The 25,156-nt window shown below is 64.7% G+C and carries 22 protein-coding genes and 2 pseudogenes; 14 read left to right on the top strand and 10 right to left on the bottom strand.

Annotated features, from left to right (window positions below):
• Positions 1-34: 34 nt before the first annotated feature.
• The 7 genes from JFC13_RS16575 to purD all read right to left on the bottom strand — a co-directional run bounded on the left by JFC13_RS16575 (position 35) and on the right by purD (position 10,096).
• Entirely contained in the window at positions 35-898 is an 864-nt protein-coding gene (locus tag JFC13_RS16575; RefSeq protein WP_198398146.1) for an ABC transporter permease, read from the bottom strand.
• A 1-nt stretch (position 899) separates the two neighbouring features.
• Positions 900-1,889, bottom strand: a complete 990-nt coding sequence (locus tag JFC13_RS16570) for an ABC transporter permease (RefSeq protein WP_198398145.1) — start codon at positions 1,887-1,889, stop codon at positions 900-902.
• Positions 1,886-3,067: a polyamine ABC transporter substrate-binding protein gene (locus tag JFC13_RS16565; protein WP_232488710.1), complete on the bottom strand. Its 1,182-nt coding sequence runs from the start codon at positions 3,065-3,067 to the stop codon at positions 1,886-1,888. The genes JFC13_RS16570 and JFC13_RS16565 overlap by 4 nt, the downstream gene beginning before the upstream one ends.
• The gene (locus JFC13_RS16560; protein WP_198398144.1) at positions 3,051-4,211 is read right to left on the bottom strand and encodes an ABC transporter ATP-binding protein; all 1,161 of its coding nucleotides are present in this window, start codon (positions 4,209-4,211) and stop codon (positions 3,051-3,053) included. The genes JFC13_RS16565 and JFC13_RS16560 overlap by 17 nt, the downstream gene beginning before the upstream one ends.
• Positions 4,208-5,866, bottom strand: a complete 1,659-nt coding sequence (locus JFC13_RS16555) for an amidohydrolase (RefSeq protein WP_198398143.1) — start codon at positions 5,864-5,866, stop codon at positions 4,208-4,210. Before JFC13_RS16555 ends, JFC13_RS16560 begins: the two co-directional genes overlap by 4 nt.
• Positions 5,867-6,028: 162 nt before the next feature.
• The gene (locus tag JFC13_RS16550; RefSeq protein WP_198398142.1) at positions 6,029-7,525 is read right to left on the bottom strand and encodes an aminobutyraldehyde dehydrogenase; all 1,497 of its coding nucleotides are present in this window, start codon (positions 7,523-7,525) and stop codon (positions 6,029-6,031) included.
• 303 nt (positions 7,526-7,828) lie between these two features.
• Positions 7,829-10,096, bottom strand: a complete 2,268-nt coding sequence (gene purD / locus JFC13_RS16545) for a phosphoribosylamine--glycine ligase (protein WP_198398141.1) — start codon at positions 10,094-10,096, stop codon at positions 7,829-7,831.
• 33 nt (positions 10,097-10,129) lie between these two features.
• Here purD and JFC13_RS16540 point away from each other — a divergent pair, with 33 nt between their 5' ends.
• From JFC13_RS16540 to JFC13_RS16525, 4 genes are all read left to right on the top strand, one after another.
• Entirely contained in the window at positions 10,130-11,290 is a 1,161-nt protein-coding gene (locus JFC13_RS16540; RefSeq protein WP_198398140.1) for an asparaginase, read from the top strand.
• 15 nt (positions 11,291-11,305) lie between these two features.
• Complete coding sequence (locus JFC13_RS16535; protein ID WP_198398139.1) at positions 11,306-11,707, top strand: sterol carrier family protein; 402 nt, start codon at positions 11,306-11,308, stop codon at positions 11,705-11,707.
• Positions 11,704-13,146, top strand: a complete 1,443-nt coding sequence (locus tag JFC13_RS16530) for an aldehyde dehydrogenase family protein (protein ID WP_198398138.1) — start codon at positions 11,704-11,706, stop codon at positions 13,144-13,146. Before JFC13_RS16535 ends, JFC13_RS16530 begins: the two co-directional genes overlap by 4 nt.
• A gap of 62 nt (positions 13,147-13,208) precedes the next feature.
• Positions 13,209-14,180, top strand: coding sequence for an EamA family transporter (locus JFC13_RS16525; RefSeq protein ID WP_198398137.1), 972 nt, complete (start codon positions 13,209-13,211; stop codon positions 14,178-14,180).
• A gap of 185 nt (positions 14,181-14,365) precedes the next feature.
• Here the strand turns inward: JFC13_RS16525 and JFC13_RS16520 are convergent, their stop codons facing one another.
• On the bottom strand, positions 14,366-15,346 hold the full coding sequence (locus tag JFC13_RS16520; protein WP_198398136.1) for a universal stress protein: 981 nt from the start codon (positions 15,344-15,346) through the stop codon (positions 14,366-14,368).
• A gap of 157 nt (positions 15,347-15,503) precedes the next feature.
• Between JFC13_RS16520 and JFC13_RS16515 the strand changes: the two genes are divergently transcribed.
• Genes JFC13_RS16515 through purM form a run of 3 tightly spaced genes read left to right on the top strand, consistent with a single transcriptional unit; the run spans position 15,504 to position 18,512 of the window.
• Positions 15,504-15,890: a hypothetical protein gene (locus JFC13_RS16515; protein ID WP_232488709.1), complete on the top strand. Its 387-nt coding sequence runs from the start codon at positions 15,504-15,506 to the stop codon at positions 15,888-15,890.
• A gap of 44 nt (positions 15,891-15,934) precedes the next feature.
• Entirely contained in the window at positions 15,935-17,416 is a 1,482-nt protein-coding gene (gene purF, locus JFC13_RS16510; RefSeq protein ID WP_198398135.1) for an amidophosphoribosyltransferase, read from the top strand.
• A gap of 1 nt (position 17,417) precedes the next feature.
• Complete coding sequence (gene purM / locus JFC13_RS16505) at positions 17,418-18,512, top strand: phosphoribosylformylglycinamidine cyclo-ligase (RefSeq protein WP_198398134.1); 1,095 nt, start codon at positions 17,418-17,420, stop codon at positions 18,510-18,512.
• 131 nt (positions 18,513-18,643) lie between these two features.
• Here purM and JFC13_RS16500 read toward each other — a convergent pair whose 3' ends face one another.
• Positions 18,644-18,871, bottom strand: coding sequence for a DUF3073 domain-containing protein (locus JFC13_RS16500; RefSeq protein ID WP_009881540.1), 228 nt, complete (start codon positions 18,869-18,871; stop codon positions 18,644-18,646).
• Positions 18,872-18,999: 128 nt separating this feature from the next.
• Between JFC13_RS16500 and JFC13_RS16495 the strand changes: the two genes are divergently transcribed.
• The 3 genes from JFC13_RS16495 (at position 19,000) to JFC13_RS19950 (ending at position 21,324) form a co-directional block, all read left to right on the top strand.
• Positions 19,000-19,815, top strand: a complete 816-nt coding sequence (locus JFC13_RS16495; protein WP_198398133.1) for a hypothetical protein — start codon at positions 19,000-19,002, stop codon at positions 19,813-19,815.
• A gap of 73 nt (positions 19,816-19,888) precedes the next feature.
• Complete coding sequence (locus JFC13_RS16490; RefSeq protein WP_198398132.1) at positions 19,889-20,464, top strand: hypothetical protein; 576 nt, start codon at positions 19,889-19,891, stop codon at positions 20,462-20,464.
• Positions 20,461-21,324 (top strand): hypothetical protein, encoded by an 864-nt coding sequence (locus tag JFC13_RS19950; RefSeq protein ID WP_198398131.1) that lies wholly within the window; start codon positions 20,461-20,463, stop codon positions 21,322-21,324. The genes JFC13_RS16490 and JFC13_RS19950 overlap by 4 nt, the downstream gene beginning before the upstream one ends.
• An 87-nt stretch (positions 21,325-21,411) precedes the next feature.
• Here JFC13_RS19950 and JFC13_RS16480 read toward each other — a convergent pair.
• A pseudogene (locus JFC13_RS16480) lies at positions 21,412-22,230 on the bottom strand (LysR family transcriptional regulator); the annotation flags it as partial.
• Between the two features lie 90 nt (positions 22,231-22,320).
• Here JFC13_RS16480 and JFC13_RS16475 point away from each other — a divergent pair.
• From JFC13_RS16475 to JFC13_RS19945, 4 genes and pseudogenes are all read left to right on the top strand, one after another.
• A complete protein-coding gene (locus tag JFC13_RS16475; RefSeq protein ID WP_232488707.1) occupies positions 22,321-23,022 on the top strand; it encodes an EamA family transporter in 702 nt (233 codons plus the stop codon).
• Positions 23,022-23,264 carry an EamA family transporter gene (locus JFC13_RS19485; protein WP_232488706.1) on the top strand — a complete coding sequence of 81 codons (243 nt, stop codon included), beginning with the start codon at positions 23,022-23,024 and terminating at the stop codon, positions 23,262-23,264. Before JFC13_RS16475 ends, JFC13_RS19485 begins: the two co-directional genes overlap by 1 nt.
• A gap of 36 nt (positions 23,265-23,300) precedes the next feature.
• Positions 23,301-24,608, top strand: coding sequence for a hypothetical protein (locus JFC13_RS16470; protein WP_198398130.1), 1,308 nt, complete (start codon positions 23,301-23,303; stop codon positions 24,606-24,608).
• 188 nt (positions 24,609-24,796) lie between these two features.
• A pseudogene (locus JFC13_RS19945) lies at positions 24,797-25,114 on the top strand (PLP-dependent aminotransferase family protein); the annotation flags it as partial.
• Between the last annotated feature and the right edge of the window lie 42 nt (positions 25,115-25,156).

Genomic DNA, 25,156 nt, shown 5'->3' with positions numbered 1-25,156 from the left:
TCGGCGAGACCACCCGCCCACCTCGGCGAGGGGATCATCCGGCCATCGTCTTGATGATCTCTGTCGAACTTCCACCCGCCTTGCGCAGCACGAAGCCCACAAAGGCCAAGGCCAGGAGGGTGAGGAGGAACATCAGGGTTGAGATCGCCGCCACTTCGGGCCGCAGGGCCACCCTCACGGCAGAGAAGATGTAGACCGGCCACGGCGTATAGCCGGGCTGTTGCACGAAGCTCGAGAGGATCGTGTTGTCGAGGCTGACCGTGAACGACATCAGCGCGCCGGCGAGGATGCCGGGAGCTGCGATCGGCAAGGTGATGTCCTTGAACCGGTTCCATGGGGTCGCGCCCAGGTCCGCGGCCGCATCCTCGAGTTGGGAGTCGATGCCGGCCAGTCGGGCGCGGACGATGAACGTCACGATCGCCATGGAGAACATCGCGTGCGAGATGATGAGCCTGACCAGACCGTTGTTCAGCGGTGTGATGCCCCAGTCGACGCCGACGGTGACGAACCATGGCAGGAATGAGATGCCGTCGACGATCTCGGGTGTGACCAGTGTCAGTCCGAGGATCGCTGTCAGGCCCAGGGCCCACCACGCGCCCTTCGGGGCCCGCGCCAGTGCCACGCCGCCCAGGGTGCCGAAGACCGTTGAGACGAGTGCGGCACCCACCGCGGCCTGGAGGCTTGTGACGACCGAGGAGATGATGATGTCGTTGTTGATCCCGGAGATGTAGGCGTCGAGACCGAAGCCGCGGAAGTTCGCCAGCACCTTGCCGGTGTTGAACGAGTACGCGATGATCACCGCGATCGGGAGGAACAGGTAGGCGAAGACCAGGATCCCCCAGACGTGGAGTCCGATGTCCGTCGGGGTTCTGCGGGCGAACGTATTCTTCTTCGACATCTCAGGCCCTCCCATCTTTCAGCGGCACACTGTTGAGTCGGGCTGCGATCATCTGCCCCAGTTTGAGCAGACTGAATCCGACCCCGACGACCGCCAGAGTCGCGAGGATCAAGATCACCGCCATGGCCGCGCCGACTGCCCAGTTCTGGGCCGTGTTGAATTGGTTGGCGATGAGCTGCCCGACCATCGAACCACTGGCCCCGCCGAGGACGGTCGCCGTGACGTAGTCACCATTGAGTGGGATGAACACGAGCAGGCACCCCGAGACGACACCTGGCATCGCCATCGGCAGCGTCACCCGCAGGAACGTCGTGATCTTGCCGGCGCCGAGGTCGTAGCTGGCTTCGCGCAGCTTCTGACCCGAGGAGTCGATTGCGACGAAGAGCGGCAGAATCATCAGCGGCAGATAGTTGTAGACGACACCGATCTGCACGGCCGAGCGCGTGTAGAGGATGTCCAGCGGCCCGTCGAGCAGCCCCAGGCCCTGCATCCAGTCCGAGAGGAACCCGTCTGGGGAGAGCATGATCTGCCACCCCAGGGTCCGAACCAGGAAGTTCGTCCAGAACGGCACCATGACCAGCGCCAGCGCCAGAGACCGCCTGGCCGGTGAGACCTTGATGGCCAGCCAATAGGCGAAGGGCAGAGCGATGATCAGGCACAGGATCGTGCCGACGACGGAGATCCGCAGGGTGGCGAAGAACGTCGACACGAAGCTGGCCGACATGGCCTCGGGGTACCGGTCGAAGGAGAGCTGGTCGGTGGCCACGGCCGTGAACTCGTCGGGCTTGTAGCCGAAGCTGTAGAAGATGACCAACGCCACGGGGATGATGAAGAAGAACAGTGCATACGCCCAGGTCGGGAACGACATCGCAGAGGCACCGAAGAACCTCGCTGACATGCCTCCGGGCTTCGCCGGCTGAGTTGTCTTCGCCGGCCTCTTGGGTGTTCCAGGTGTCTTCTCGGGCGTTGATTCGGCTGCCTGGGTGCTCATGCTCCGCTCCTTGCCTGCGCATCGGCGTAGATCTTCGTGCGGATCTGATCGGCCGGGGTCTGCTTGCTGGGTTCGAGACGGTCGAGGACCTTCTGAGACGGGAAGATGAGGTCCTGCTCGTCGAGGTCGGCCTTCTTCGCCTGTTCCGCCAGTCCCTGCGTCCCGATCGGGTAGCCGATGTAGTCGAGCTGTTCGACCGCGGTCTCCGGAGAGATCATCTGATTGATGAAGGCATGGGCGGAGTCGGGATGCTGAGCGCCGGTGGCGATGGCCCAGCAGTCCATCCACAGGTTCGCCGAGGGTGTCGGGAACACGAACTTCCAGTCCTCGGGCTCGGCCGCCTCCGACAGTCCCTGTCGGGCATCTCCGTTGAAGGCCTGCAGCAGGGTGAAGCTGCCCTGGACCATGCCCGTGGCGACATTGCCGATATAGGCCTTCGTGTTCGGTGCGAGCTTGTCGAGGACGATGCTGCGCGCCTCCTCGAGTTCCTTCTCGTCCTGGGTGTTGAGGCTGTAGTCCAGCGCCGCCAGTGCGATGGCGCAGACTTCCCACGGGTCCTCGAGCAGCGAGGTGGTCCCGGCCGCCTCCTTCTGTGCGGTGTCGATGAAGTCCTGCCAACTCGTCATCTCGTGAGTGATCTTCTTCGTGTTGTAGACGAACCCTGTGGTCCCCCAGGCTTTGCAGATCGAGTACGTGTTGTCGGGATCGAAGTACTGGTGCGTGAAGTTCGGGTCCATGTGTGTGAAGTTCGGGATGAGATCGAGGTCGAGCTCCTGGAGCAGATCGTGTTTGAGCATCTGCGGAATGTTCGATCCCGTCGGCACCACCACGTCATAGCCCGAGGTTCCGCGCGAGGTGGAGAGCTTTGCGATGAGCTCCTCGTTCGACCCGTAGGAGTCGACTTGGACGAGCACGTCGTTCTTCGCTTTGAATGCTTCGATGAGTTCGGGGTTGTCGTAGTCGCCCCAGGAGTAGAGGTTGAGCTTCGACTCGAGCTCACCGTCCGTGGGCGGTGAAGCGGCCATCGTCGTGTTGCGGCCACAGGCGCTCAGCGCGCCCAGACCGACAACGCCGAACCCGGCCAGGAGCGCTCGCCTGCTCAGCCTCGTCGAGGCGGCCCGGGGCGCCAGGAAATGCACATCGGGGATCCTGCCCGCCATCTCAGACACCGCTCTCATAGTCGTAGACGGCCACGTCGTCGGCATTCCAACTCAGATCCACCTCGGCGTCGGCGGCAAGCACGTCGTTGCCGGCGGCCGGCACCCGAGCCAGGAGCTCATCGTTGTCCCCGGCCACGAGCATGTACTGGATGACGTCGCCGAGGAATGACACGGACAGGATCCGACCGCGGGCGGAGTTCGCGGCCAACTCTTCGGTCCCGGCAGGGGCAACGCGCATGCGTTCGGGCCGAATGGCAGCCCGCACCTTGTCTCCGACGCTCAGCGTCGAAGCCGTCCCCGACGCCGAGGCGGGTCGGATGTCGAGGGTGGGCGTTTCCATGACGGCGTTCGCCGTTCTCAACGTCGCGGTGGAGCCGTTGATCTCGGTCACCTCGGCGGGGACGAAGTTCTGTTTGCCGATGAAGCCGGCCACGAAGCCGTTGACGGGATTGGCGTAGATGTCTTCGCCGGATCCGATCTGCTGGATCACGCCGTTGTACATGACCACGATCCGGTCACTCATCGCCAGAGCCTCGTCCTGGTCGTGGGTGACGAAGACGAAGGTCGTGTCCAGGCGAGTGTGCAGGCGTTTGAGCTCGAGCTGCATCTCCTCGCGAAGTTTGCGGTCGAGGGCCGACATCGGTTCGTCGAGGAGGAGGACCTGCGGTCGGTTGACCAGGGCTCGGGCCAGGGCGATGCGCTGCTGCTGACCGCCGGAGAGCTGTTCGGGCTTGCGTCCGGCGAAGTCCTCCATCTGGACCAGGGCGAGCACCTCACGGACCCGATCGGCGATCTCCGACTTCGGGGTCTTGGACTGCTTGAGGCCGTAGGCGATGTTGTCGGCGATGTTCATGTGGGGGAAGAGCAGGTAGGACTGGAACACCGTATTGACCGGCCGGCGGTGCGGCGGAAGGCTGACGATGTCCTTGCCCGAGAGCAGGATCGCACCGTCGGTGGGGGCCTCGAACCCCGCGATCATACGCAGCAGGGTCGTCTTGCCGCAGCCCGAGGGCCCCAGCAGAGAGAGGAACTCGCCCTTGCGCACGGAGAGATCAAGGCGTTCGATCGCGGTGTTGTCCCCGAATACCTTCTTCACACCTTGGATCTCCAAGTGTTCGAGCTGTGTGGGCGCCGTTGTCTCAGGCGTGGCTGTCGTGGTCATGATTGCCTTTCAGCGGTGGTAGCGTCGTGGACGATGCGGCCGCCTGCGATTGTCATCTCGTTGTGCACCTCGGCGAGACTGCCTGGGTCGAGGTCGAAGGGGTTGTCGCTGGCCAGTGCGAGGTTCGCGATCTGGCCGGTGCGGATGGTTCCATTGGCCCCCGAACGCAGCAGATGCGCGGAACCGGAGGTGTAGGCACGCAGCGCGGTGATCAGGTCGATGGCCTGCTCGGGCAGCAGCGGCGCCGGGTCGCCGGCGTCCGGATGCGAGCGGTTGACTGCCACATGGATGGCCTCCCACGGGTTCGGCGTCGAGACCGGCCAATCCGAACCCATCGCCAAGTGTGTGCCGGCATCGGCGAAGGACTTGAACGGATAGAGCCAGCGGGAGCGTTCGCTGCCGAGGTAGGGAAGGTTGAGGTCGAGGAGCTGGTGGTCGTGACAGGCCCACAGCGCCTGCAGGTTCGCGGTGATTCCGAGCTGAGCGAATCGGGGAATGTCGACGGGATCGACGACCTGAACGTGGGCGATGTGGTGCCGACGCTCCCTGTCCCCGGTGGTCTCGGAGCCCCCGATGGACTCGAAGGCGTCGAGGGCTGCCCTGTTCGCCGCATCACCGATCGCATGGCAGTGGATGTCGAAGCCTGCCGCGTCGAGGGCGGCGAAGGCTCGGTGCAGGTGCTCACGGGTGAAGTAGCTGGTGCCGAACCCGCCGCAGGCACAGCTGTACTCGGCACTCATCGCGGCGGTCCGGGATTCGACGATGCCGTCGAGCATGAACTTCACCGAGGTGGTGCGGAAGCCCCCGTGGGTTCGCCGCTGGTCGAGCAGGGCGGCGACCTGGGCGTCGATGTCCTCGACGTCACGGGGCCACCACAGGCTGCCGACAACCTCGGCCGTCAGATCGCCTGAGTCCTCTGCCTCAACGTAGGTGTCGAAGGGGGAGCGGTGGCCGGAGTAGTCGCCGACGATGGCGTCCATCCAGGCGGTGACGCCGAACGCATGGAGGGAGGACTGCCCGGCGAGGAGTCCGGCGCGGATGTCGGCGTCGGAGGCGGTCGGGACATGGGCGGAGACGAGATCCATGGCAGATTCGTGCAGGCACCCGGTCGGTGCCCCCGCTTCGTCCTTCTCGATCACGCCACCGGGCGGGGTAGGCGTGGAGGCATCGATGCCGGCCAGGTCCATGGCCTGCGTGTTCACCCACGCCGAGTGATGGTCCGCGCTGAGCAGGATGACGGGCCGGTCCGGGCTCAGTTCGTCGAGGATCACGGCGGTCGGTGCGCCGCCGGGGAAGTCGGCCATCGACCAGCCGCCGCCGGTGACCCAGTTGACGTCTGTCGTACCGGCGGCGGTCGCGGTGCTGGCTGCGGTCGCGGTCACATAGTCGCGAATCACCTCAAGCGAGGCCTCGAGGCCCTGAGCTTCGCTGAGATCGCAGGCCAGGGACTCCTGTCCGCCGAAGGTGGTGTGCACATGGGCGTCGACGAACCCAGGTGTGATCAGCTTTCCCGTCGCCGTGATGGTGTGTTCGGAAGGGTCCACAGCCGGGCCGCTGCCGATCTCGGTGATGATTCCGTCGCGGATGCTGATGCGGTTCGCAGGCAGGACCGAGTGTCCGTCGAAGATGCTGACGTCGAGAACGTCGAGGTTCATGTTCCTCCCGACTTCCTTGTCGAAGGTGAGGCCGAGCGCGCTGGACGCACTTGGCAGGATGTCATTGTATGTCGGCCGGGGCATCGGGCCACAGGGCTCGGACCGGCTGTTATCCGTTCGTGCCCGAGACCGTGACCGTGACCGGTAACCCGCGGCAGAGTGTCAGGACGTGAAGATGGTGTCCTGCCATTCGTGGTGCGGGTCCTCGTGTTGGTCGATGAAGACGTGCTTGACCTGCGTGTACTCATCGAACGAGTACTGGCTCATGTCCTTCCCGAATCCGGAAGCCTTGTATCCGCCGTGAGGCATGTCGGAGACGATCGGGATGTGCTCGTTGATCCACACGCATCCGGCTTCGATGTCGGCCGCGGCACGCAGCGTCCGGTTCGTGGTCGTCGTCCAGGCGCTCGCCGCCAACCCGTAGGGGGTGTCGTTGGCCAGTTCGATGGCCTCGTCATCGGTGTCGAAGGCGATCGCGACGAGGACGGGACCGAAGATCTCCTCACGCCATACCTCGGCGTCGGTGTCGATTCCGCTGATGAGAGTGGGTGCGTAGTATGCCGTTGAGTCGGTGTCCCCGGGCAGAGCCTCGCCGAGGTGGTTCGTCGTCGGGATCGCTGCGCCGCAGTGGATCGTGGCCCCGGCAGCCCGGGCACGGTCGACCATGTCGGCGACCCGTGAGCGGTGGGTCAGCGAGATGAGGGAGCCCATGTCAGTGGCGGGGTTCGACGGGTTGCCCACGCGGACACCGTCCATGAGTTCGGTGACGCGGGTTGTGAAGGCCTCGAAGTGTTCGCGGGCGACGATGGCCCGGGTCGCCGCGGTGCAGTCCTGGCCGGAGTTGATGAGCGACCCGGCCACGGCACCGCGGGCGGCGGCTTCGATGTCGGCATCGTCGAAGACGACGAACGGGGCCTTGCCGCCGAGTTCGAGGTGGACGCGAGAGCCCTTCGCCGCGGCGAGTTCCATGATGCGTCGGCCCACCTTCGTCGATCCTGTGAACGAGGACATGACGACATCGGGATGGGTGATGAGCGCTTCACCGGCCTCGAATCCGTCGCCGGCGATGATGTTGATGACACCGGGGGCGAAGCCGGCGGCGGTGGCAGCCTCGGCGAGGATGAGTGAGGTCCCCGGAGTCATCTCCGAGGTCTTGAGCACGATGGTGTTGCCGGCTGCGACGGCGGGGAAGATCTTCCATGCGGCCATCTGCAGCGGGTAGTTCCACGGGGCGATGGAGCCGACCACGCCGAGGGGTTCGCGTCTGGTCATCGACGTCGACTTCTCCCAATAGGTGCCGGCGGCCAGACCTGTGAGCTGCCGGGCGGCCCCGGCGAAGAACTTCGCGTTGTCGATCGAGCCGGGCACATCGAATTCCTTGGCCAGACGGATGGATTTGCCTGTCTGGCGCGACTCGAGTTCGGCGAGTTCCTCGGCGCGAGCCTCGAGCTCGGTGGCGAGGCCGAGCATCAGCTCCGCGCGCTCGCCAGGGGTGAGTGCTTTGAAGGCGGGGTAGGCGGCCTTCGCCGAGGCGACGGCGTCGTTGACATCCTCGGCGTTCGCGAGCGTGTACTCACCGATCGTCTCGCCGGTGGCGGGGTTGACGAGGGTGAAGGTGTCACCGCTGCCTTCGTGATAGGTGCCGTTCCAATAATGCATATCGTCACTTCCAAGCGAGTTGCACGTCTGTGTGTGGGCCTGGTCACACAGAGTATAGGAATCAGTGGGTTGAATCCACCGATTCCGTTGTGTGAGACGGTTTCGAGCTAAAAACAATGACCACCCAGCATATTTCCCTGCTGAATCAGTGGTCGTGTCTGCGATTTTCGCGCTGAGTCCTTGCTTGCGGCCGGGGTCAGCACGCGTCTCGAGACAACGCCGCACCGCCGATACCGCTGTCGTGCAGTGTTGTATCGGCGGTGCGGCGGTGTGAGAGGTGGAGAAGTGACGCTGTGACCGGCCTCAGCCGGGGAACTTCTGGCCGGTGAGTTTCTCGAAGGCCTCGATGTAGCGGGCGCGGGTCTTTTCGACCACCTCGGCGGGGAGGGGCGGTGGGGGAGTGTCCGAGGACTTGTCCCAGCCGGACTCACCGGTCAGCCAGTCGCGGACGAACTGCTTGTCGAAGCTCGCCTGCGGCTGACCCGATTCGTAGCTCGCCGCATCCCAGAAGCGCGAGGAATCCGGGGTCAGCACCTCGTCGCCGAGGACCATGGTCCCGTCGGGCAGTGTCCCGAACTCGAACTTCGTATCGGCGAGGATGATGCCGCGCTCACGGGCGATCGTCTCTGCTCGCTGGTAGATCTCGATCGTCAGGTCACGGACCTTCTCGGCTGCCTCGGTGCCGATGGTCTCTGTGATCTGGGCGAAGCTGACGTTCTCGTCGTGGTCGCCCAGATCGGCCTTGGTTGCGGGCGTGAAGATCGCCGGCTCCAGCCGGTCGGCCTCGATGAGGCCTGCCGGCAGCTGGATTCCGCACACGGAGCCCGTGGCCTTGTAGTCAGCCATCCCGGAGCCGGTGAGGTAGCCGCGGGCTACGCATTCGATGGGCAGCATCGACAGGTTCTTGACGATGAGGCCGCGACCGGCCACTGCCTCAGGAACATCGGAGCTGATGACATGGTTGCCGATGACCTCGGAGAGCTGGTCGAACCACCACAGGCTCAGCCCGGTCAGCACCTTCCCCTTGTCCGGGATCTCGGAGTCAAGCACCCAGTCATAGGCGGAGATGCGATCCGAGGCGACCATGAGCAGCTGCTCGGTCGACGCGGCATCGGTCGAGCCCTCGGGAATGTAGAGGTCCCGGACCTTGCCCGAGTAGACGTGCGTCCAACCCGGAAGTTCGGGCGCCGTGGAGTCGAGCGCGGCGGCAGCCGGTGCCTCTTCCGGTGCCGGGTAGATGTCGGCCACCATGATCTGCCCACGAGCGGCCACCTCGGCGATGTCGGTGCGGTGCTGCTCACCGTCCCACTTGACCTCGGCCACAGCGGCATAGGCCTTGGCCCGGGCTTCGTGGAGTCCGGTGCCCAGCGAGACGACGGAGAGCACACGTCCGCCGGCGGTGACGATGTCTCCGGTCTCGGCGACGTCCTCGGAGATGACGGTGTCTTCGGGGGCGAATCCGGCGCCCGTGTCTGTGGCACGAGCGGTCCCGGCGTGGAGGATGTGGACGTCCTCGAGCCCGTCGGCCGTGTTGAGTCCGCGGATGATGTCGCCGGTGCGCGGAGTGTTCGGGTAGTTCTCGGCAGCCATGACCACGGTCACCGAGGTGCGCGGATCCCAGTCGAGTTCACCGACCTCGTCGAGGCGCCCCTCGGCGGCGGCGAGCATGGTCTGGCCCAGCGGGCTGCGCAGACGTGAGAGCACGGACTGGGTCTCTGGATCGCCGAAGCGGACGTTGAACTCGACGACCCGCATGCCCTTCGAAGTCAGGGCGAGCCCGCAGTAGAGAAGTCCGACGAATGGGGTGCCGCGGCGGGTCATCTCCTCGACGACCGGCTGGGCGACAGTGTTGACGATGTCGTCGATGGTGCCGGCCGGGATCCACGGCAGCGGCGAGTAGGCGCCCATGCCGCCGGTGTTCGGGCCGGTGTCGCCATCGCCGATGCGCTTGAAATCCTGAGCGGGCGCCAGCGGCAGAGTGTGCTGGCCGTCGCAGAGGACGAAGAGGGAGACCTCGGGTCCGTCGAGGTAGTCCTCGATGACGACCCGGTCGGAGACCTCGAGGCAGGAGCTGGCATGAGTCAGTGCCTCGGCCCGGTCCGAGGTCACGACGACGCCCTTGCCCGCGGCCAGGCCATCGGCCTTGACCACGTACGGAGCACCGAAGTCATCGAGAGCGGCGGCCGCCTCGTCGGAGGTATAGGCGACCACGGCGCGTGCGGTGGGCACATTCGCTGACTCCATGACCTCCTTGGCGAACGCCTTCGAGCCTTCGAGGATCGCGGCCTCGGAACTGGGTCCGAAGACCGGGAACGAGGACTCACGCAGGGCGTCGGCGACCCCGGCGACCAGTGGGGCTTCGGGGCCGATGACCACGAGGTCGACGTCGAGTGTCTCCGCCAGTGCCGTGACAGCGGTGGAGTCGTTCATATCGACGGCTTCGGTGTGCGCGATCGCTGCGATTCCCGGGTTGCCGGGTGCGGCGATGACGGCGTCGACCTGGGGGTCGCGACTGAGAGCAAGGACGAGGGCGTGTTCGCGGGAGCCCGAACCGATGACAAGAACCTTCACCCCACCAGCCTATAAGGTCGTAGGCTTGAGTGCGTGACTCGTTCCACTTTCGTTTCCGCCGACGCCGCCGAGTTGGCCTTCGTCGAGCGCAGCGGGTTCATCGAATCCCGCCACACCGGTTCCGCAGTCGTCCTCGACCCGGATGGATCACCCCTGATCACCCTGGGTGCGCCGGAGGCTCCCGTGTTCACCCGGTCAAGTCTCAAACCGCTGCAGGCGATTGCCGCGATGAGTCTCGGAGCGCAGGTCTCCGGCACCTGGGCGGCACTGGCGACCGCGTCCCACAAATGCGAGGCCGGCCACGCCGAGGCGGTTGCCGGAATGCTCGAATCCGCCGGCTTGAACGTGGATGACCTGCAATGTCCGTCCGCGCATCCCGCCGACGGTGCCTTCCGTCGGAGCCTGCAGGAGAGTGCACGTCATCTCGAGCAAGACGACACTGATCCGGCATCGCCCCTGTACTTCAACTGCTCCGGCAAGCATGCGGCGTTCCTCATGGCCGCGGCGGCCATCGGCGCGGACACCGCAAGCTACCTCGACCCGAACCATCCCGTGCAGAAGAAGGTCGCCGAGGTGGTCGAAGCCTTCGCCGGTGAGACGCCGGCAGCCGTGGGCACCGACGGCTGCGGTGCTCCCGTCTTCGCACTCAGCCTCACCGGCCTGGCACGGGCGATCGGCCGTGTGGTGCGTTTGGGCAGTGCAGCCGCTGCCACAGCAGACGAGAACCCGAGAACCACCTCGGCGAGGGAACCATATGTCTCCTACGCCCCCGAGGCCCGCACCCTCATGGACGCCGTCTTCGCAGAGCCGTGGGCGATCGAAGGCCACGGCAAACCGAATACGACGGTCATCGAGAGCCTCGGCGTCTTCGCTAAGGGCGGGGCCGAAGGCGTCATCGCGATGTCGACGAAATCCGGGTATTCGGTCGCTCTGAAATGTCTCGACGGGTCCTCTCGCGCCACCGGAATCGTGGCACTGACTCTGCTGTCGAAGGTGGGAGCGCTCGCCCCGGGCACGGCTTCGTCCACGGGCTCAGCCCCCACCTCGGCGGGGGATGCCGTCATCACCGATGAGCTCCTCGACGAAGTCATCGCGGCGATCACCGACCCGATCACCGGCGGCACCGATTCCGAGGGACGGACGAGCATTGTGGGCAGGCTCGGGCTGGGCGAAGATGTAGCGAAGATCAGGTAAGAGGGAGAGTCACTGATGGCGATTCGCAGAAGGATCGACCCCGACGAGGGCCGCAACGCCCTTGAGATGTGGGTTGCGCACTCCGAGGCCGACGCGGCACCGGCAGACCGGTCGACCCTGGCCACGGCCGTGCGGTTCACGCTCGAGGAGCTCGCCTCCCGGGCGGAGGGCAACAGCGTCGAAGTCCGCGTCCCGCCCTTCGGCGTCACCCAGTGCATTCCCGGGCCCCGGCACACCCGCGGCACACCGCCCAACGTCGTCGAGACCTCGGCGCAGGTGTGGTTGGAGATCGTGACCGGCAGGACCGAATTCTCCGCCGCGCTCGCCGAAGGCTCGGTTGACGCCTCGGGCACGCGCGCCGACATCAGCGATTTCGTCCCCCTGTACACCTCAGCAGAATTGGAAGGTCGGCGATGAACGCCCAGATCACCCAGACCACCTCATTCATCGGCGGACGCCACGTTCCCTCACTGACCACCTACGCCAACGTCGACCCGGCCACCGGCGAACACCTCGGCGATGTCTCCCGCGGCGGAGCCGACGAGGTCGACCGTGCGGTCAAGGCAGCGGCCCGAGCGCAGAGGGAATGGAGGCGTTCGAGCACCGAGCAGCGGTCGAAGCTGCTGGTCACCACCGCCGAAGTGATCCGGGCCAACCGCGATGAGATGGCCGCGCTGGAATCCGAGGACACCGGCAAACCGCTGACCCAAGCCTACGCCGATGTCGACGTCTGCGCCCGCTACTTCGAGTTCTACGGCCACACCATCGAGTCCTACTACGGGCACTCGATCCCCATGGCCGAGGACATGCACGTCTACACGCGCCGCGAACCCTACGGCGTGACCGGGCACATCGTGGCCTGGAACTATCCGCTCCAGCTCATCGGACGCGCCGCCGCGACCTCACTGGCCACCGGCAACTGCGCCGTGGCCAAACCCGCTGACGAGACGCCGCGCTCCACGGTCCGACTGGCCGAACTCATCCATTCCGTTGGCTTTCCAGCAGGTGCGTTCAACGTGGTGACAGGCCTGGGCGCCGAGGCGGGGGCCGCGTTGGCGGCGCATCCGGGCATTGCTCACCTCGGCTTCGTCGGCTCGACTCAGATCGGTTCACAGATCGCCCACGCCGCCGCCGATCGGGTCATCCCGACGGTGCTCGAACTGGGCGGAAAGTCTGCGAACATCGTCTTCTCCGACGCCGATGTCGACGCGGCAGTCCCGTCCCTGGTGCGTTCGATCATCCAGAACGCAGGCCAGACCTGCTCGGCCGGGTCCCGACTCATCGTCGCTCAGGACATCCACGCCGAGGTGGTGGAGAAGATGGCGGCCGCGATGGAGAAGGTGACCATCGGCTACGGCATCGACGACCCGATGCTGGGACCCCTGATCTCGAAGAAGCAGCAGTCCCGCGTCGAAGGGTACCTCTCCGACATCGGCAACGCGCAGATCATCACCGGAGGGACAAGACCCGAAGGTCTCGCCGAGGACCTCACCGGCGGTGCCTTCATCACCCCCACTCTCGTGGACAATGTGTCCCCGGGTTCGAGGATCGCGCAGGAGGAGGTCTTCGGCCCCGTCGTCGTGGCCATGACATTCGGCGATGAAGAGGAAGCGATCTCCCTGGCCAACGGCACCGACTACGGCCTGGTCTCGGCCCTGTGGACGCAGAACATCTCCCGGGCTCATCGGGTCGCCGCCGAGGTCGAAGCCGGGCAGGTCTTCATCAACACCTACGGTGCCGGCGGGGGAGTGGAGCTGCCCTTCGGTGGGTTCAAGAAGTCCGGCTATGGCCGTGAGAAGTCCATCGAAGCCTTCGACGAGTACACGCAGACGAAGACCGTTGTCGTGAAGCTGTGAGGTCCTGACGCAGTGCAGCGGACTGGACACGACGCAGTGCAGCGGACTGGACACGGTCGTCGATGACTCCTGCCGTCCTCGGGCTGGTGCTATTCGCCTCAGTCGCCCATGCCCTGTGGAACATCGCGGCGAAGTCGGTGTCGGGCAAGGGCTACGCCTTCGTGCTGGCCTATCACGGGCTGTCGGCGATCCTGCTGGCCCCGATCGCGATCTGGCTGCTCGTCTCGGGAACACATGCGTTCAGTCTGGGACTGCTGGGCGCCGCAGCACTCAGCGCGGTCTTCCACATCGCCTACTCCGTGTCCCTGCAGTCCGGCTACGACCATGCCCCGTTGGGCGTCGTCTATCCCACGGCGCGCGGGGTCGGGCCGATCATCACGATCATCGTCGCCGTGCTGTTCCTGGGCGAGCGACCCACAGCACCGGAGACCATCGGCGCCTTCATCGTCCTCGCCGGCATCGCGGTCGTGACCGTGCACCCGAGGCGGGTGGGCGGAGGCCGGACGACGAACGGAGGTCACGGGAAGAGCAGGGGCCACGGGATGAGCAGGGGCCACGGGATGAGCAGGGGCCACGGGATGAGCAGCCACGGCGTGGGTCGTGGTCTGGCCTGGGGCGCACTGATCGGAACCTTCATCGCCTCGTACACCCTGTGGGACGACTTCTCCGTCAACCACATCACCGACTCACCGCTGCTCTACTTCGCCCTCTCCGAAATCTGCGTCGCGACCATCATGGCCGTGGGCATCGTGACGATCCCCGGCGGTGCGGGACGTCGCGCGGACTTCACATCGATCCTGTCCGGGCACAAACGAGCCCTGCTCACCGTCGCCATCCTCTCCCCGCTGGCGTACCTGCTCGTCCTCTACGCCATGCAGCAGGCACCGGTGTCCCTTGTGGCTCCCGTGCGCGAGACCTCGATCATTGTCGGCACACTGCTGGCCTGGTGGTTCTTCGGGGAGAAGAACATCGGCATGAAGCTGACCGGCGCGGTCGTCGTCGTCGCCGGCATCGGCCTCATCGCCCTCGGGTGAGATTCCCACCCCGGTGAGATTCCTACATCCGGCCACCGCTGGGTAAAAGTGCAGGCGTTGAGCACTTGTGCCCTACGTCAGCACTTTCGCCAAGCGGTCATGAAGGTGGAGCTGCGGCGCGGTTATGAAGGTGGAGCTGCGGCGTGGTCATGAAGGTGGAGCTGCGGCGCAGCACCGGCACAGCTTCAGCGCTTCTTCGCTGCCTTCCGGCGGAGCACGCGCACCACTCGGGTCGGGCACACAGCGTGTGAGAGGACGGCCTGGGAAGTCGACCCGAGGATCGTTGACACGAAACCGCCGCGGCCGCGGGAGCCGATGATCATGAGTTCGGCGGTGTAGGTGGCGCTGATGAGCACCTCGGTGGCGGGGGCATCGAAGATCGACCAGCGAACGTCAACCTCGGGGAACTCCTCTTGGAGGGACTGCGCGGCTTCTTCTCGCGAGGTCACGGCTTCGTCGTACATCTTCTCGAGGTGCGTTTCGCTGGGCATCCATTCCGGCGAGAGCACGTGGGCAGCGGTGATGCCGACCAGGTGCAGCGGCAGACCATAGATCCGAGCCTGCAGTGCGGCCTCACGCAGGACCGGCCCATCGGTCTCGAACGGATCGATCGCGGCGACGATCTCACCGGTGAAGTCGGGGCGCCTGTCGCCGGATTCGGCGGTTGTCGTCTGCGCGTCGGAGGAGCGCACAGGAAGGTCGATCGGCAGAGGTCGCTCCGGCATCGGGCGTTGGGGCCAGGTGCTGGGGATGACCACGGTGGGGCAATGAGCGTGCGCGGGCATCGCCAAGGCCACGGACCCCAGCAGGCGGCCGGCGAACCCACCGCGACCGCGGGCGCCGATGACCGCGAGATCGGCATTCTTCGAGTTGTCGACCAACGCCCCTGAGGCATCTCCCGGGAAGACCACGGTCGACACCGGCACCGAGGCATCGGTGACGGTTCGTGCGTTGTCGTCGACGAGCTTCTGCACCGACCTCTTGACCTCCGCATCGAAATCGGCCGGGTAGACGATGTCCGCTTGGGTCATATTGACGCCGGGAACGGTGTACGCCGCCACGAGGCGAATCTCGGAAGAGGTCAGCTGAGCGTGTCTGATCGCCCACTGCAGTGCGCATTGACTGTTGGCGGAGCCGTCCACTCCGACGATGATCGTTTGAGACATGTCCACCCCTATGTGAGAAGCCCTACTGTGTCTTCCTCCACCTTATGGGATCGGCCGCATAACTGCCTGGGAGTCGGCGAAAGAGTTCTCGACTAGACTGTCCGCGACGTGAAATGCGGGCACCATCGACCCGCCACCGACACTGCCCAAGGAGATCATGAAGGACCAGATCGACGTCTCCGTTCGTCGCAGCCCCAAGTACTCGGTATTCATGGGACTCGGCGCGATCCTCGGCGTACTCGTCGCGGGTGTGCTCACGCTCTTCGTCGATCCCGAAGCGATGCCCACCGGCTACACAGTGGCCAAGGGAGCGGGGCTGCTGCTGCTCGTCCTCGCCGTGGGCGGACTGTTCCTCGGCGGCCTGCTGGCAGTGCTCCTCGACTGGATAGGTCGGAGGAAGTCACATAAGTACCGAGTCGACGCGGAGATCGACATGGTCGATGATCCGAAGGAGATCGCGCGTCGTCGCATCGCCGAAGCCAACGGCGAAGATCCCGATGCCGAGGACGAGCCCCGAAACGAAGCCCCGAGTTCCGGAGTCTGATCCACTTGTGAAGCAGAGCTCACCGATGTGAGACAATCTTTCACGTGGCAAGAGGAGACGGGCAACTAACGCACGAAATCGACCCCCTGGACCGCGGACCTCAAGATGCTTGTGGAGTATTCGGAGTCTGGGCGCCGGGCGAGGAAATAGCCAAACTCACCTACTTCGGGCTCTACGCTCTGCAGCACCGCGGACAGGAGTCTGCGGGCATCGCTGCCAGCAACGGCAAGCAGATCCTGATCTACCGCGACATGGGCCTGGTCTCGCAGGTCTTCCATGAGCGGGATCTCGAACTTCTGCAGGGACACATCGCGCTCGGGCATACGCGGTATTCGACGACGGGCTCACCCTCGTTCGAGAATGCCCAGCCCACGCTGGGACCCACCCCGTTCGGGACAGTGGCACTGGCGCACAACGGCAATCTGACGAACTTCGATGAGCTCGAAGCTCTGGCCGATGGCCGTCGGCACGATGCCGATCAGGTCGTCAAGGACGCGACGAAGAAGGTCAGCCGGACCAGGCCCTTCCGCGACTCTTCCAATGACACCTCCCTGGTCACCGAGCTCTTCGCCACCGAAGAGGGCGAGAACCTCACCGAGGCCGCGCTCAATCTCCTGCCCAAGGTCGAAGGTGCATTCTCCCTGGCCTTCATGGACGAGAACACCCTCTACGCCGCCCGTGATCGTCATGGTGTGCGGCCGCTGTCGCTGGGTCGGATGGAGAACGGCTGGGTCGTGGCCTCCGAGACCTCGGCTCTCGACATCGTCGGTGCTTCCTTCGTGCGCGACGTCGAACCAGGCGAACTCATCGCTATCGACGAAGACGGTCTGCGCTCCTTCCGCTTCGCCGAACAGGACCAGGCTCGCTGCGTCTTCGAGTACGTATACCTGGCCCGACCCGACAGCGTGCTCAACGGCAAGACCGTGCATGCGGCCAGGACTCAGATGGGCCGCCAGCTGGCCGACGAGTTCCCCGTCGACGCCGATCTCGTCATCGCCACACCCGAATCGGGAACACCGGCCGCCGTCGGCTATGCCGAACGCTCAGGCATACCCTTCGGCCAGGGGCTGATGAAGAACGCCTATGTCGGGCGCACATTCATCCAGCCCTCGGACACCCTGCGACAGCGCGGCATCCGACTCAAACTCAACCCGCTGCGGGAGAACATCGAGGGCAAACGCCTCGTCGTCGTCGACGACTCGATCGTGCGTGGCAACACCCAGCGCGCGCTCGTGCGAATGCTCCGCGAAGCGGGAGCGAAGGAGATCCATGTGCGCATCTCCTCCCCACCGGTCAAGTGGCCCTGCTTCTACGGCATCGACTTCGCGACCCGGGCCGAGCTCATCGCCAACGGCCTGAACATGGACGAAATCCGCGACAACCTCGGCGCCGATTCCCTGGGATACATCTCCCTCGACGGGATGGTCGAGGCCACCCAGCAGGAGCGCAGCCAGCTGTGCACTGCCTGTTTCTCGGGCGAATACCCGATCCCTGTCAACAACACCCCCGCCGACAAAGGATGTTGAGTTGAGCACCGATCCAGCAAAGTCCACCACCTATGCCGCTGCCGGCGTCGACGTCGAGGCCGGTGACCGCGCCGTCGAACTGATGAAGTCCGCGGTCGGCGCCACACACAACGCAAATGTCGTCGGCGAAGTCGGCGGCTTCGCCGGACTCTTCGACGTCTCAGTGCTCAAGGACTTCGAGCGCCCGCTGCTGGCCTCATCGACCGACGGCGTCGGCACGAAGGTCGCGATCGCGCAGGCTCTCGACAAGCACGACACCATCGGATATGACCTGGTGGGAATGGTCGTCGACGACATCATCGTGTGCGGTGCCAAGCCCCTGTTCATGACCGACTACATCGCCTGCGGCAAGGTCGTGGCCGAGCGCATCGCGGACATCGTCCGGGGCATCGCCGAGGCGTGTGCCAGTGCCGATGTCGCCCTCGTCGGCGGGGAGACCGCCGAACACCCGGGCCTGCTCGGAGTCGATGACTACGATGTCGCCGGTGCTGCCACAGGTGTCGTCGAGGCCTCCAAACTACTGGGACCTGAGAAGGTCGACGCCGGTGACGTGCTCATCGGGTTGCCCTCCTCTGGTATCCACTCGAACGGGTACTCCCTGGTCAGGCACATCATCGCCGAGGCGGGGTGGGGTCTGGACCGTAATGTGCCGGAATTCGGCCGCACCCTGGGTGAGGAGCTCCTCGTCCCCACCCATGTCTACACCGGCGAACTCAACGCCCTCTTCTCTGCTCTACCCGATGCCGTGCATGCGGTCTCGCATGTCACCGGCGGGGGACTGTCTGCCAATGTGGCGCGCGTGCTGCCGAAGGGTCTCGTGGCGAAGATGTCCCGAGCTTCGTGGGAGATCCCTCCGGTCTTCTCCACCCTCGGCGATCTGGGCGGAGTCCCGCAGGAGGACCGTGAACGGACCTGGAACCTCGGCGTCGGCATGGTCCTCGTGGCCTCTGCCGAGTCCGTTGACAGTGTGCTCGCGGCCTCCCCGGGCTCATGGGTGCTCGGTGAAGTCAGGGTCGACGACGGTTCACTGGCCTCCGAACTCGACTACGTCCAGGGCGCCAAGGGTGTCGACGGCGGAGCCGCAATCCTCGCCTGAGGTGTGTCAGGCTGAGGGTGTCAGTGCAGCAATCAGGCAAAGCAGAAGGCGGAGGCCGCAGCCTCCGCCTTCTTGCTTGAGCGAATCCGATGCTCCCGTATCTGAGCGCCGATCACATCAGTGCTGATCGGTCAAGATTCGCGCTGTGTATAGTCGTCTTCTTCGTCGTCATCGTCGACGTTGTACTTGTCGGCGTAATCCGAATAGTCCGGCTCGTTGTCGTACGGATCTGACGAACCGGACGCCTGCGACTCGGAACCCAGTTCCTGCTGGAGTCTATTCAGGTCGGTGTCCGGGCTGTAGTATTTCAGCTTCCGGGCAACCTTGATCTGCTTTGCCTTTGCGCGGCCGCGACCCACTGGCGTGACCCCCTCCGTCGTCATGTGGGGCGAAGCGCCCCGGACTAGATCTCTGCTATGCGCTTAAATCCTACCTGTTCGTAGTGGGAAGTTCCATTTTGAGGCCCGACCTTGGATAGGGTGAACCCATGTCCTACAGTCGCGATTATGTTGTCTCTCTGCGGATCTTCGAACCCACCGTAGTCCATTCCGTATTGCAAGACGAGCAGGTGGAAGACAACCGTTCTCGTGTTGAGGAGCAGGTCTCCGAAGACGCGGATCAGCGCTTGATCTCCCTGCCGCCGAACCCTGTGGCCGAGTCCTTTCGCAACACGCCGATCTTCCTCCCGGCGTCTCAGACTTCGGACGGCGTGGATCGGTACTGCCCCGCCCAGGAGGACGTTCGCGGGTGGGAGGCGCTCGAGGCATTGAGTGAGCACACCTCGAAGGCGACGCTGGACATCATCGCTCCGAAGTCGGTGCGCAGGCGTGCGGCCAGTCGTCGTGCCGAGTGGCTCCAGGACACCAAGGATACTCGCGTCTTCACACGCGTCTCGGCGTGGGATGTGCCGCCGTCATGGTGGCTGTTCTTCTCACTGAGCGAAGACCAGATCATCACGAATGAAACCGATGCCGGGCTGAGAGTGCTCATTCGTACGGACATTCTGGCAGCCTCGGCGAGGATGGAATGGGCAGCGGAGACCGTGGCCGATAAGTCCAAGGTCGTCGACATGGTCGAGCAGACATCGATTCTGGCCCAGTGGGTCGACGGCTTCGACATGAACTCCGTGCTCGAACTCGACCTGGGCGGGATGAGCGATGTGCTCTGGCCCAACGAGGCACCGGAGCTCGTCGATTCGTGGGTGACCGCGCTGAGCAACGACGATCCTGAAACCGCGGTCGCATCCTTCCAGAAGTACGCGGCGATGTGGGAACAGCTCAATCTCTACGCGCGCAGCTCCTGACCCACCCTCCAGCTACCTGGCGGCTACGATAGTCTGCGTACCCGCGGCGTCGAGAGAATGAACCACACAGCGCATGGATGAGAAGAAGCGTCGACTTGTGACGAACAGGAAACCGCCGTCGGAGTCTGCCGAGGAGTCAACGACTGCCGCCGAACCGACGACTGCCGCCGAGTCTGCGACTGCCACTGCGACTGCCACGAAGCCAGAGCCGATGACGACGTGGTCGATCGTATGGCGTCTCGGAGCAACCGCCATGGCCCTCGTCATTCTCACCTGCGGACAGTTCCTCAACACCAACGACTTCTTCCCGCTCGGGTCACTCACCCAGTACGCGACCGCCAAGGACCTCAACGGCACGGTGAATGCGACGTGCATCGAAGCGCAGTTCCCCGGTGAGGACGAACCACGTCGGCTCGGCTTCAACACGGACACCGTCGGGATCGAACGCGGGGACATCGAATCCCAGCTCGATCGGGTCATCGCCAACCCGGAACTTCTGCAGCCCATGGCCGACTCCTTTGAGCGCCTCCATCCTGACGAGCCGAAACCGGAGCAGATGATCCTCTGCCGCACCGTGACCCAGTTGGAGAACGGCCGCAGCGTCGGCGAACCCGAACACAAGATCTTGGCGACCTGGGAGGTGCAGTGAGCAATTCCACCACCGCCGAGGCGAAGGTCGGCAATCCGATCGTCGCCTGGTTCACGCCCCAGATCTCTCTGGCCCGCGTCGCAGTCTTCCGCGTCATCGTCTACATCTTCGTCATCATCGACGTGCTCACGATCTCCGCCGACGTCATCCCGCACGGTTGGACTCCCGACCTCTACAAACCGCTGTGGCTGGCCAGGTTCCTCCACATCCCACCGGTCAGCGTCCTCGGCGCGCAGATCCTGCTCGCCGCGATCATCGTCTTCGCTCTCATGGCTGCCGCCGGCGTCCTCCAGCGAATCAGCGGCTGGATCGTCGCGATCACCTTCGGGCTGTGGATGTTCTATACCCAGGGCTATGGCTATGTCGCCCACGACCACATGGCGCTCGTCATCGCCGTCGTGGTGCTGCCGACGGTCGGAGTCGCACGGTTCAGGGATGTGGGGGCCACCTCGGCGAAGGCAGGGTGGGCGCTGCGAGTCGTGCAGATCTCCGTCGTGCTCACCTACTTCTATTCGGTGGTGATGAAGTGGATCGCCTCGGGCAACATCACCCACTGGGCCAACGGCGCTGTGATCATCTGGGCCCTGATGCGCCGCGGGGCCGAATGGTCGAAGCCGTTCCTCGAGATGCCGGGCCTGCTCATCGCCGGGCAGTGGGCGACTCTGGTGTTCGAGTTCCTCTCACTGATCGTGCTGTTCCTCAAGGGCAGATGGCTCTATGGTGCCGTCATCTTCTTCATGCTCTTCCATCTCATGACCTACATCGCCCTGGGCATCCACTTCCTGCCGACGGTCATCTGCTGGGCGGCGTTCCTGCCCCTGGAGAAGCTGATCCCGAAGCGGTTCGCCGCGACTCGCTGACCTGTTCGCAGCCACTCGCTCAGTGTCGTGCCGCAGTGCGTCGAGCACACGTTTGACGGCTGCGCGCTCGGCCGTATCGGGAGCCATGACCGCCACGACCCAACGCGTGGTTGCGACCCCTGTCAGAGGGAGGAGCGTGAGTCCGGCGTCTTTGGGGGTCGTGAATCGCGGCAGCAGGGCGACCTGGTCGCTTGAGGCCACGATCGCCTCGATGAGTCGGTTGTCCCGGATGCGCTGGGTGACCTCGAGCTCACGTCCTGTGACGTGTTCGATCGACGTCAGGATCGTGGTGAATGGGAATCCGTGGGGAACGCAGATCCACTCAGCGTCGACGAGGTCCTCGGGTCTCAGATGATCCCGGCGAGCCAGAGGGTGGGAGTCCGCGAGCGCGACATCGATGGGTTCGGTCGCCAGGCACTCAACGCTCAGCCCTTCGGTCCCGGCCGGACGTTCGGAGATCAGGCTGTGGGCGATGACGATGTCGACGTCGGAGGTCAGGCCCGCGAACTCGTGCTCGGCCAGATCCACATCGACGGTGCGCAGGGTGATCCTCGGGCTCGTCTCCCGCAGCTGTTGCAATGCAGAAGGCACAAGGTAGGCCAGAGCGCTGGGCAGCCCGGCAATCCGAACTTCACCGGAGGGATCGCCGAGGTAGTCCTCCCAGTCCGCCTGCACGCGGGCGATTGCTGAGGCCACGTCCTTACCACCTGCCGCCAGCAGTCTGCCCGCACTGGTCAGCTTCAGCCCGCGGCCCTCGGGTTCGACGAGGGTGTGTCCGAGATCCCGTGTGGCCTGTTTGAGCTGCTGCGATATCGCCGAAGGCGTGCGATACGTCGCCCTGGCCACGGCAGTCACGCTGCCGAGTTCGTCGAGTCGGCGCAGCAGCTCAAGATGCCTGGGGTCCATGTGCCAATGCTACAAGAGTGAAGTAGGGCTGCAAGGTATGTGTAGAACATTTCGATTGTATTAACTGTCTGGCGACTCGAGAATGAAGTCATGTCATTCAAACACTGTTTGCTCGCTGCCTCGGTGGCCGTGATGTGGGGACTGAACTTCCTGGCGATCGATTTCTCGCTCGAACAGTTCCCACCCTTCTTCCTCGTCGCCCTGCGCTTCGCCGTGCTGGCCGTTCCGGCGCTGCTGTTCATCCCGAAACCGGACGTGAAGTTCCGCTGGATCGTGGGCTACGGACTCGGCTTCGGGCTCCTCCAGTTCCTGTTCCTCTACTGGGCGATGGCGGCGGGGATGCCTGCGGGGCTGGCCTCCCTCGTGCTCCAGGCTTCGGGGCCGTTCACGGTGCTGCTGGGGATGACGTTCCTGCGAGAGCGGGTCCGCGGATCACAGATGGCGTTCCTCATCGTGGCCATGGCCGGGCTCGGCGTCGTGGGCTGGCAGAGACTGGACTCGAGCGCGAGCTTCTTGCCGTTCCTGCTCACACTGGCCGGCGGGCTGGGGTGGGCGATCGGCAACATCTGCAACCGTCATGCGCACTCGGTCGAGCCGGTGAAGTTCACGATGTGGATGTCGGTGGTTCCGCCCGTGCCGATGCTCCTTCTTGCGTTGGTCGTCGAGGGGCCAGACTCTATCGGGCAGTCGATGACGACGCTCATGACTCCCACCGGATGGCTGGGCCTCGCCGGGCTCGCCTACACCGTTGTCATCGCCACCATCCTCGTTCTGGCATCTGGTCGTGGCTGATGTCGCGCAACCCCGCTGGAGTCGTCGCACCGTTCTCGATGCTCGTTCCCATCGTCGGTATGAGTGCCGCCTGGTTCGTGCTCGGCGAGACGGTGTCTGTGGCGGAGATGTGCGGAGCCGTCCTCGTCATCATCGGCGTCCTCGGGGCGGGCATGCGCGCTGCGAAAGGGCCGAAGATCCTCGCCGAGGCGGTGCCCACAGACGTCGAAGACGTGGCCGACGTCCCCGCGGGGACGTCCTGACGGCGCGGTCCCTGACACCGAACTAGTGTTGTGCCCATGACTATGTCGCATGACCGCCCGCTCACTGCTGAGGATCTCTTGGCGTCCCCGCGGGGACGCTCGCTCGTGTTGGGACTGGCACTGAGCGGGCGTGAGGACGAATTCGATGACGAAGGCCAGGCCCTCACAGCGTCGGCGCGTGCCTTGGACGAGTTCCGCAGTGCTGTCTTCATCGCCGGCTATCTTGCCGACAAGGCGAAGGGGGCCGCGGTGGCGATGTACCTCGGTGAGGGTGACTCGGAACCGGAATCCGGCGCAGTGACGGCCGGCGACGTCGCTGAGACGCTGCGATTCGTCACACCCTCGAACCCGAACCAGGCCGAGCTCGAGCACGCGATGGCTGAAGTGATCGGAGGGGCCATGTACTGGCAGCCTCCGCACGGGGCTGATCATGTCGCCGCTGAACCCGAGGTGCGTGAGGCCCTGCGACTCTTCGCAGAGGTGCTCATCGGCACCGGTCTGCTCGACGCGTGGTCCCGTCCCCTCGACACGGAGAACCAATGGGCTCTGGCCTGGGACGATGAAGAACATCGCGGCGGTCTGCCGGCGATGTTCACGCACCCGGCAGGCCCGATCGGCCAAGCAGAGAGCCGGCCCGCGATCTCGCTCGCCGATCTCTTCTCGTCTGCGGAGGGGGACGGGGGCAAACTGCCATGGGGCCTTGATGAGTGGCTCGGCCACGTCCTCACCACGGAAACCGAGTACCGTCACGACTTGGCCAAAGACCCCAATGACGAGCTCAGCGGCGAATGGTGGTCGACCCCGCCCGATGGGCTCTGGACCTCAACATCAACCTGGCCGGACCAGACCCCGATCGGGGTCGAACTCGTCGAAGACGATTTCGGTCTCGAACGCGCGCGGGTCTGCCGCGTGCGCCTGCGCCAGGAGGCCCGCATCGCTGAGATTCGCTGGCCCGAGGACTGGGCGCAGCTGTGTCGGCGCTTTCCGCTCGACGTCACTGCTCAACGCCGTTATGTCTGGTTCGAGACGACCGGGCGCAAGGGCCGGTGGGTGATCCCCGACTGGTCACGAGTGGCCGAGGACTTCGATGGGGTGCACGTGAGTTTGGCCGGGTACCTGCGCACCGCAGGCTCCGTCGTGGAAGTCGGAGATCACAGTCTCGTGGAAGCTTCACCGTCCCTGCCCACGATCGGGAACACCGATGACTGCACTGCGAGCCTTATGGCGGGCTGGCACCCGGATATGACGTTCTGGCTGAATGACGTGGTCGACTCTGTCACCGAGGTGGTCGAGTGGGTCTACGACAACGATGCAGATGCGTGGCAGCGACCGCCGACACAGTGAAGTCGGCGAGCAGAAACGTCCCCGCGGGAACGCACCGAACTATGATCTGAGCGCTGTGAATTGCTCCACGGACACCGCACCCGAGCACCATGATTCGGTTGTATGCTCAGCGGATCACCGGTGGTGTCCGTACCGTCAGCACCTGTCATGTCGCCAGTGTTCATGGCTGAGTCTTCAAAGGAGAAACAGTGTCATCGAAGTTCGCCGATCGCATCGTTCGCGTTCAGCCCTCCGCCATCCGTGAGCTGCTCAAATACGGTGACGATCCTTCCATCACCTCCTTCGGTGGTGGGTACCCGGATGCCGCACTCTTCCCCGCGGCCGAACTCCAGCAGATCTATACCGAGATCCTGAGCAAGGAGAGTGCGACCGCACTGCAGTACACGGCCTCGGCGGGACTGCCCGGATTGCGGGCCCAGATCGCCGAACGCATGTCGAGCGCGGGTTCGGCAACGAATGCTGATGATGTTCTCATTCTCCAGGGCGCCCAGCAGGGCCTGGACCTGGTGGCGAAGCTGCTCATCAACCCAGGCGATGTCATCGTCACG

Source organism: Brevibacterium antiquum, assembly GCF_016107655.1.
Lineage (GTDB): Bacteria > Actinomycetota > Actinomycetes > Actinomycetales > Brevibacteriaceae > Brevibacterium > Brevibacterium antiquum.
The sequence above is the reverse complement of the archived record's forward strand: the minus strand, read 5'-3'. Positions and strand labels throughout refer to the sequence as shown.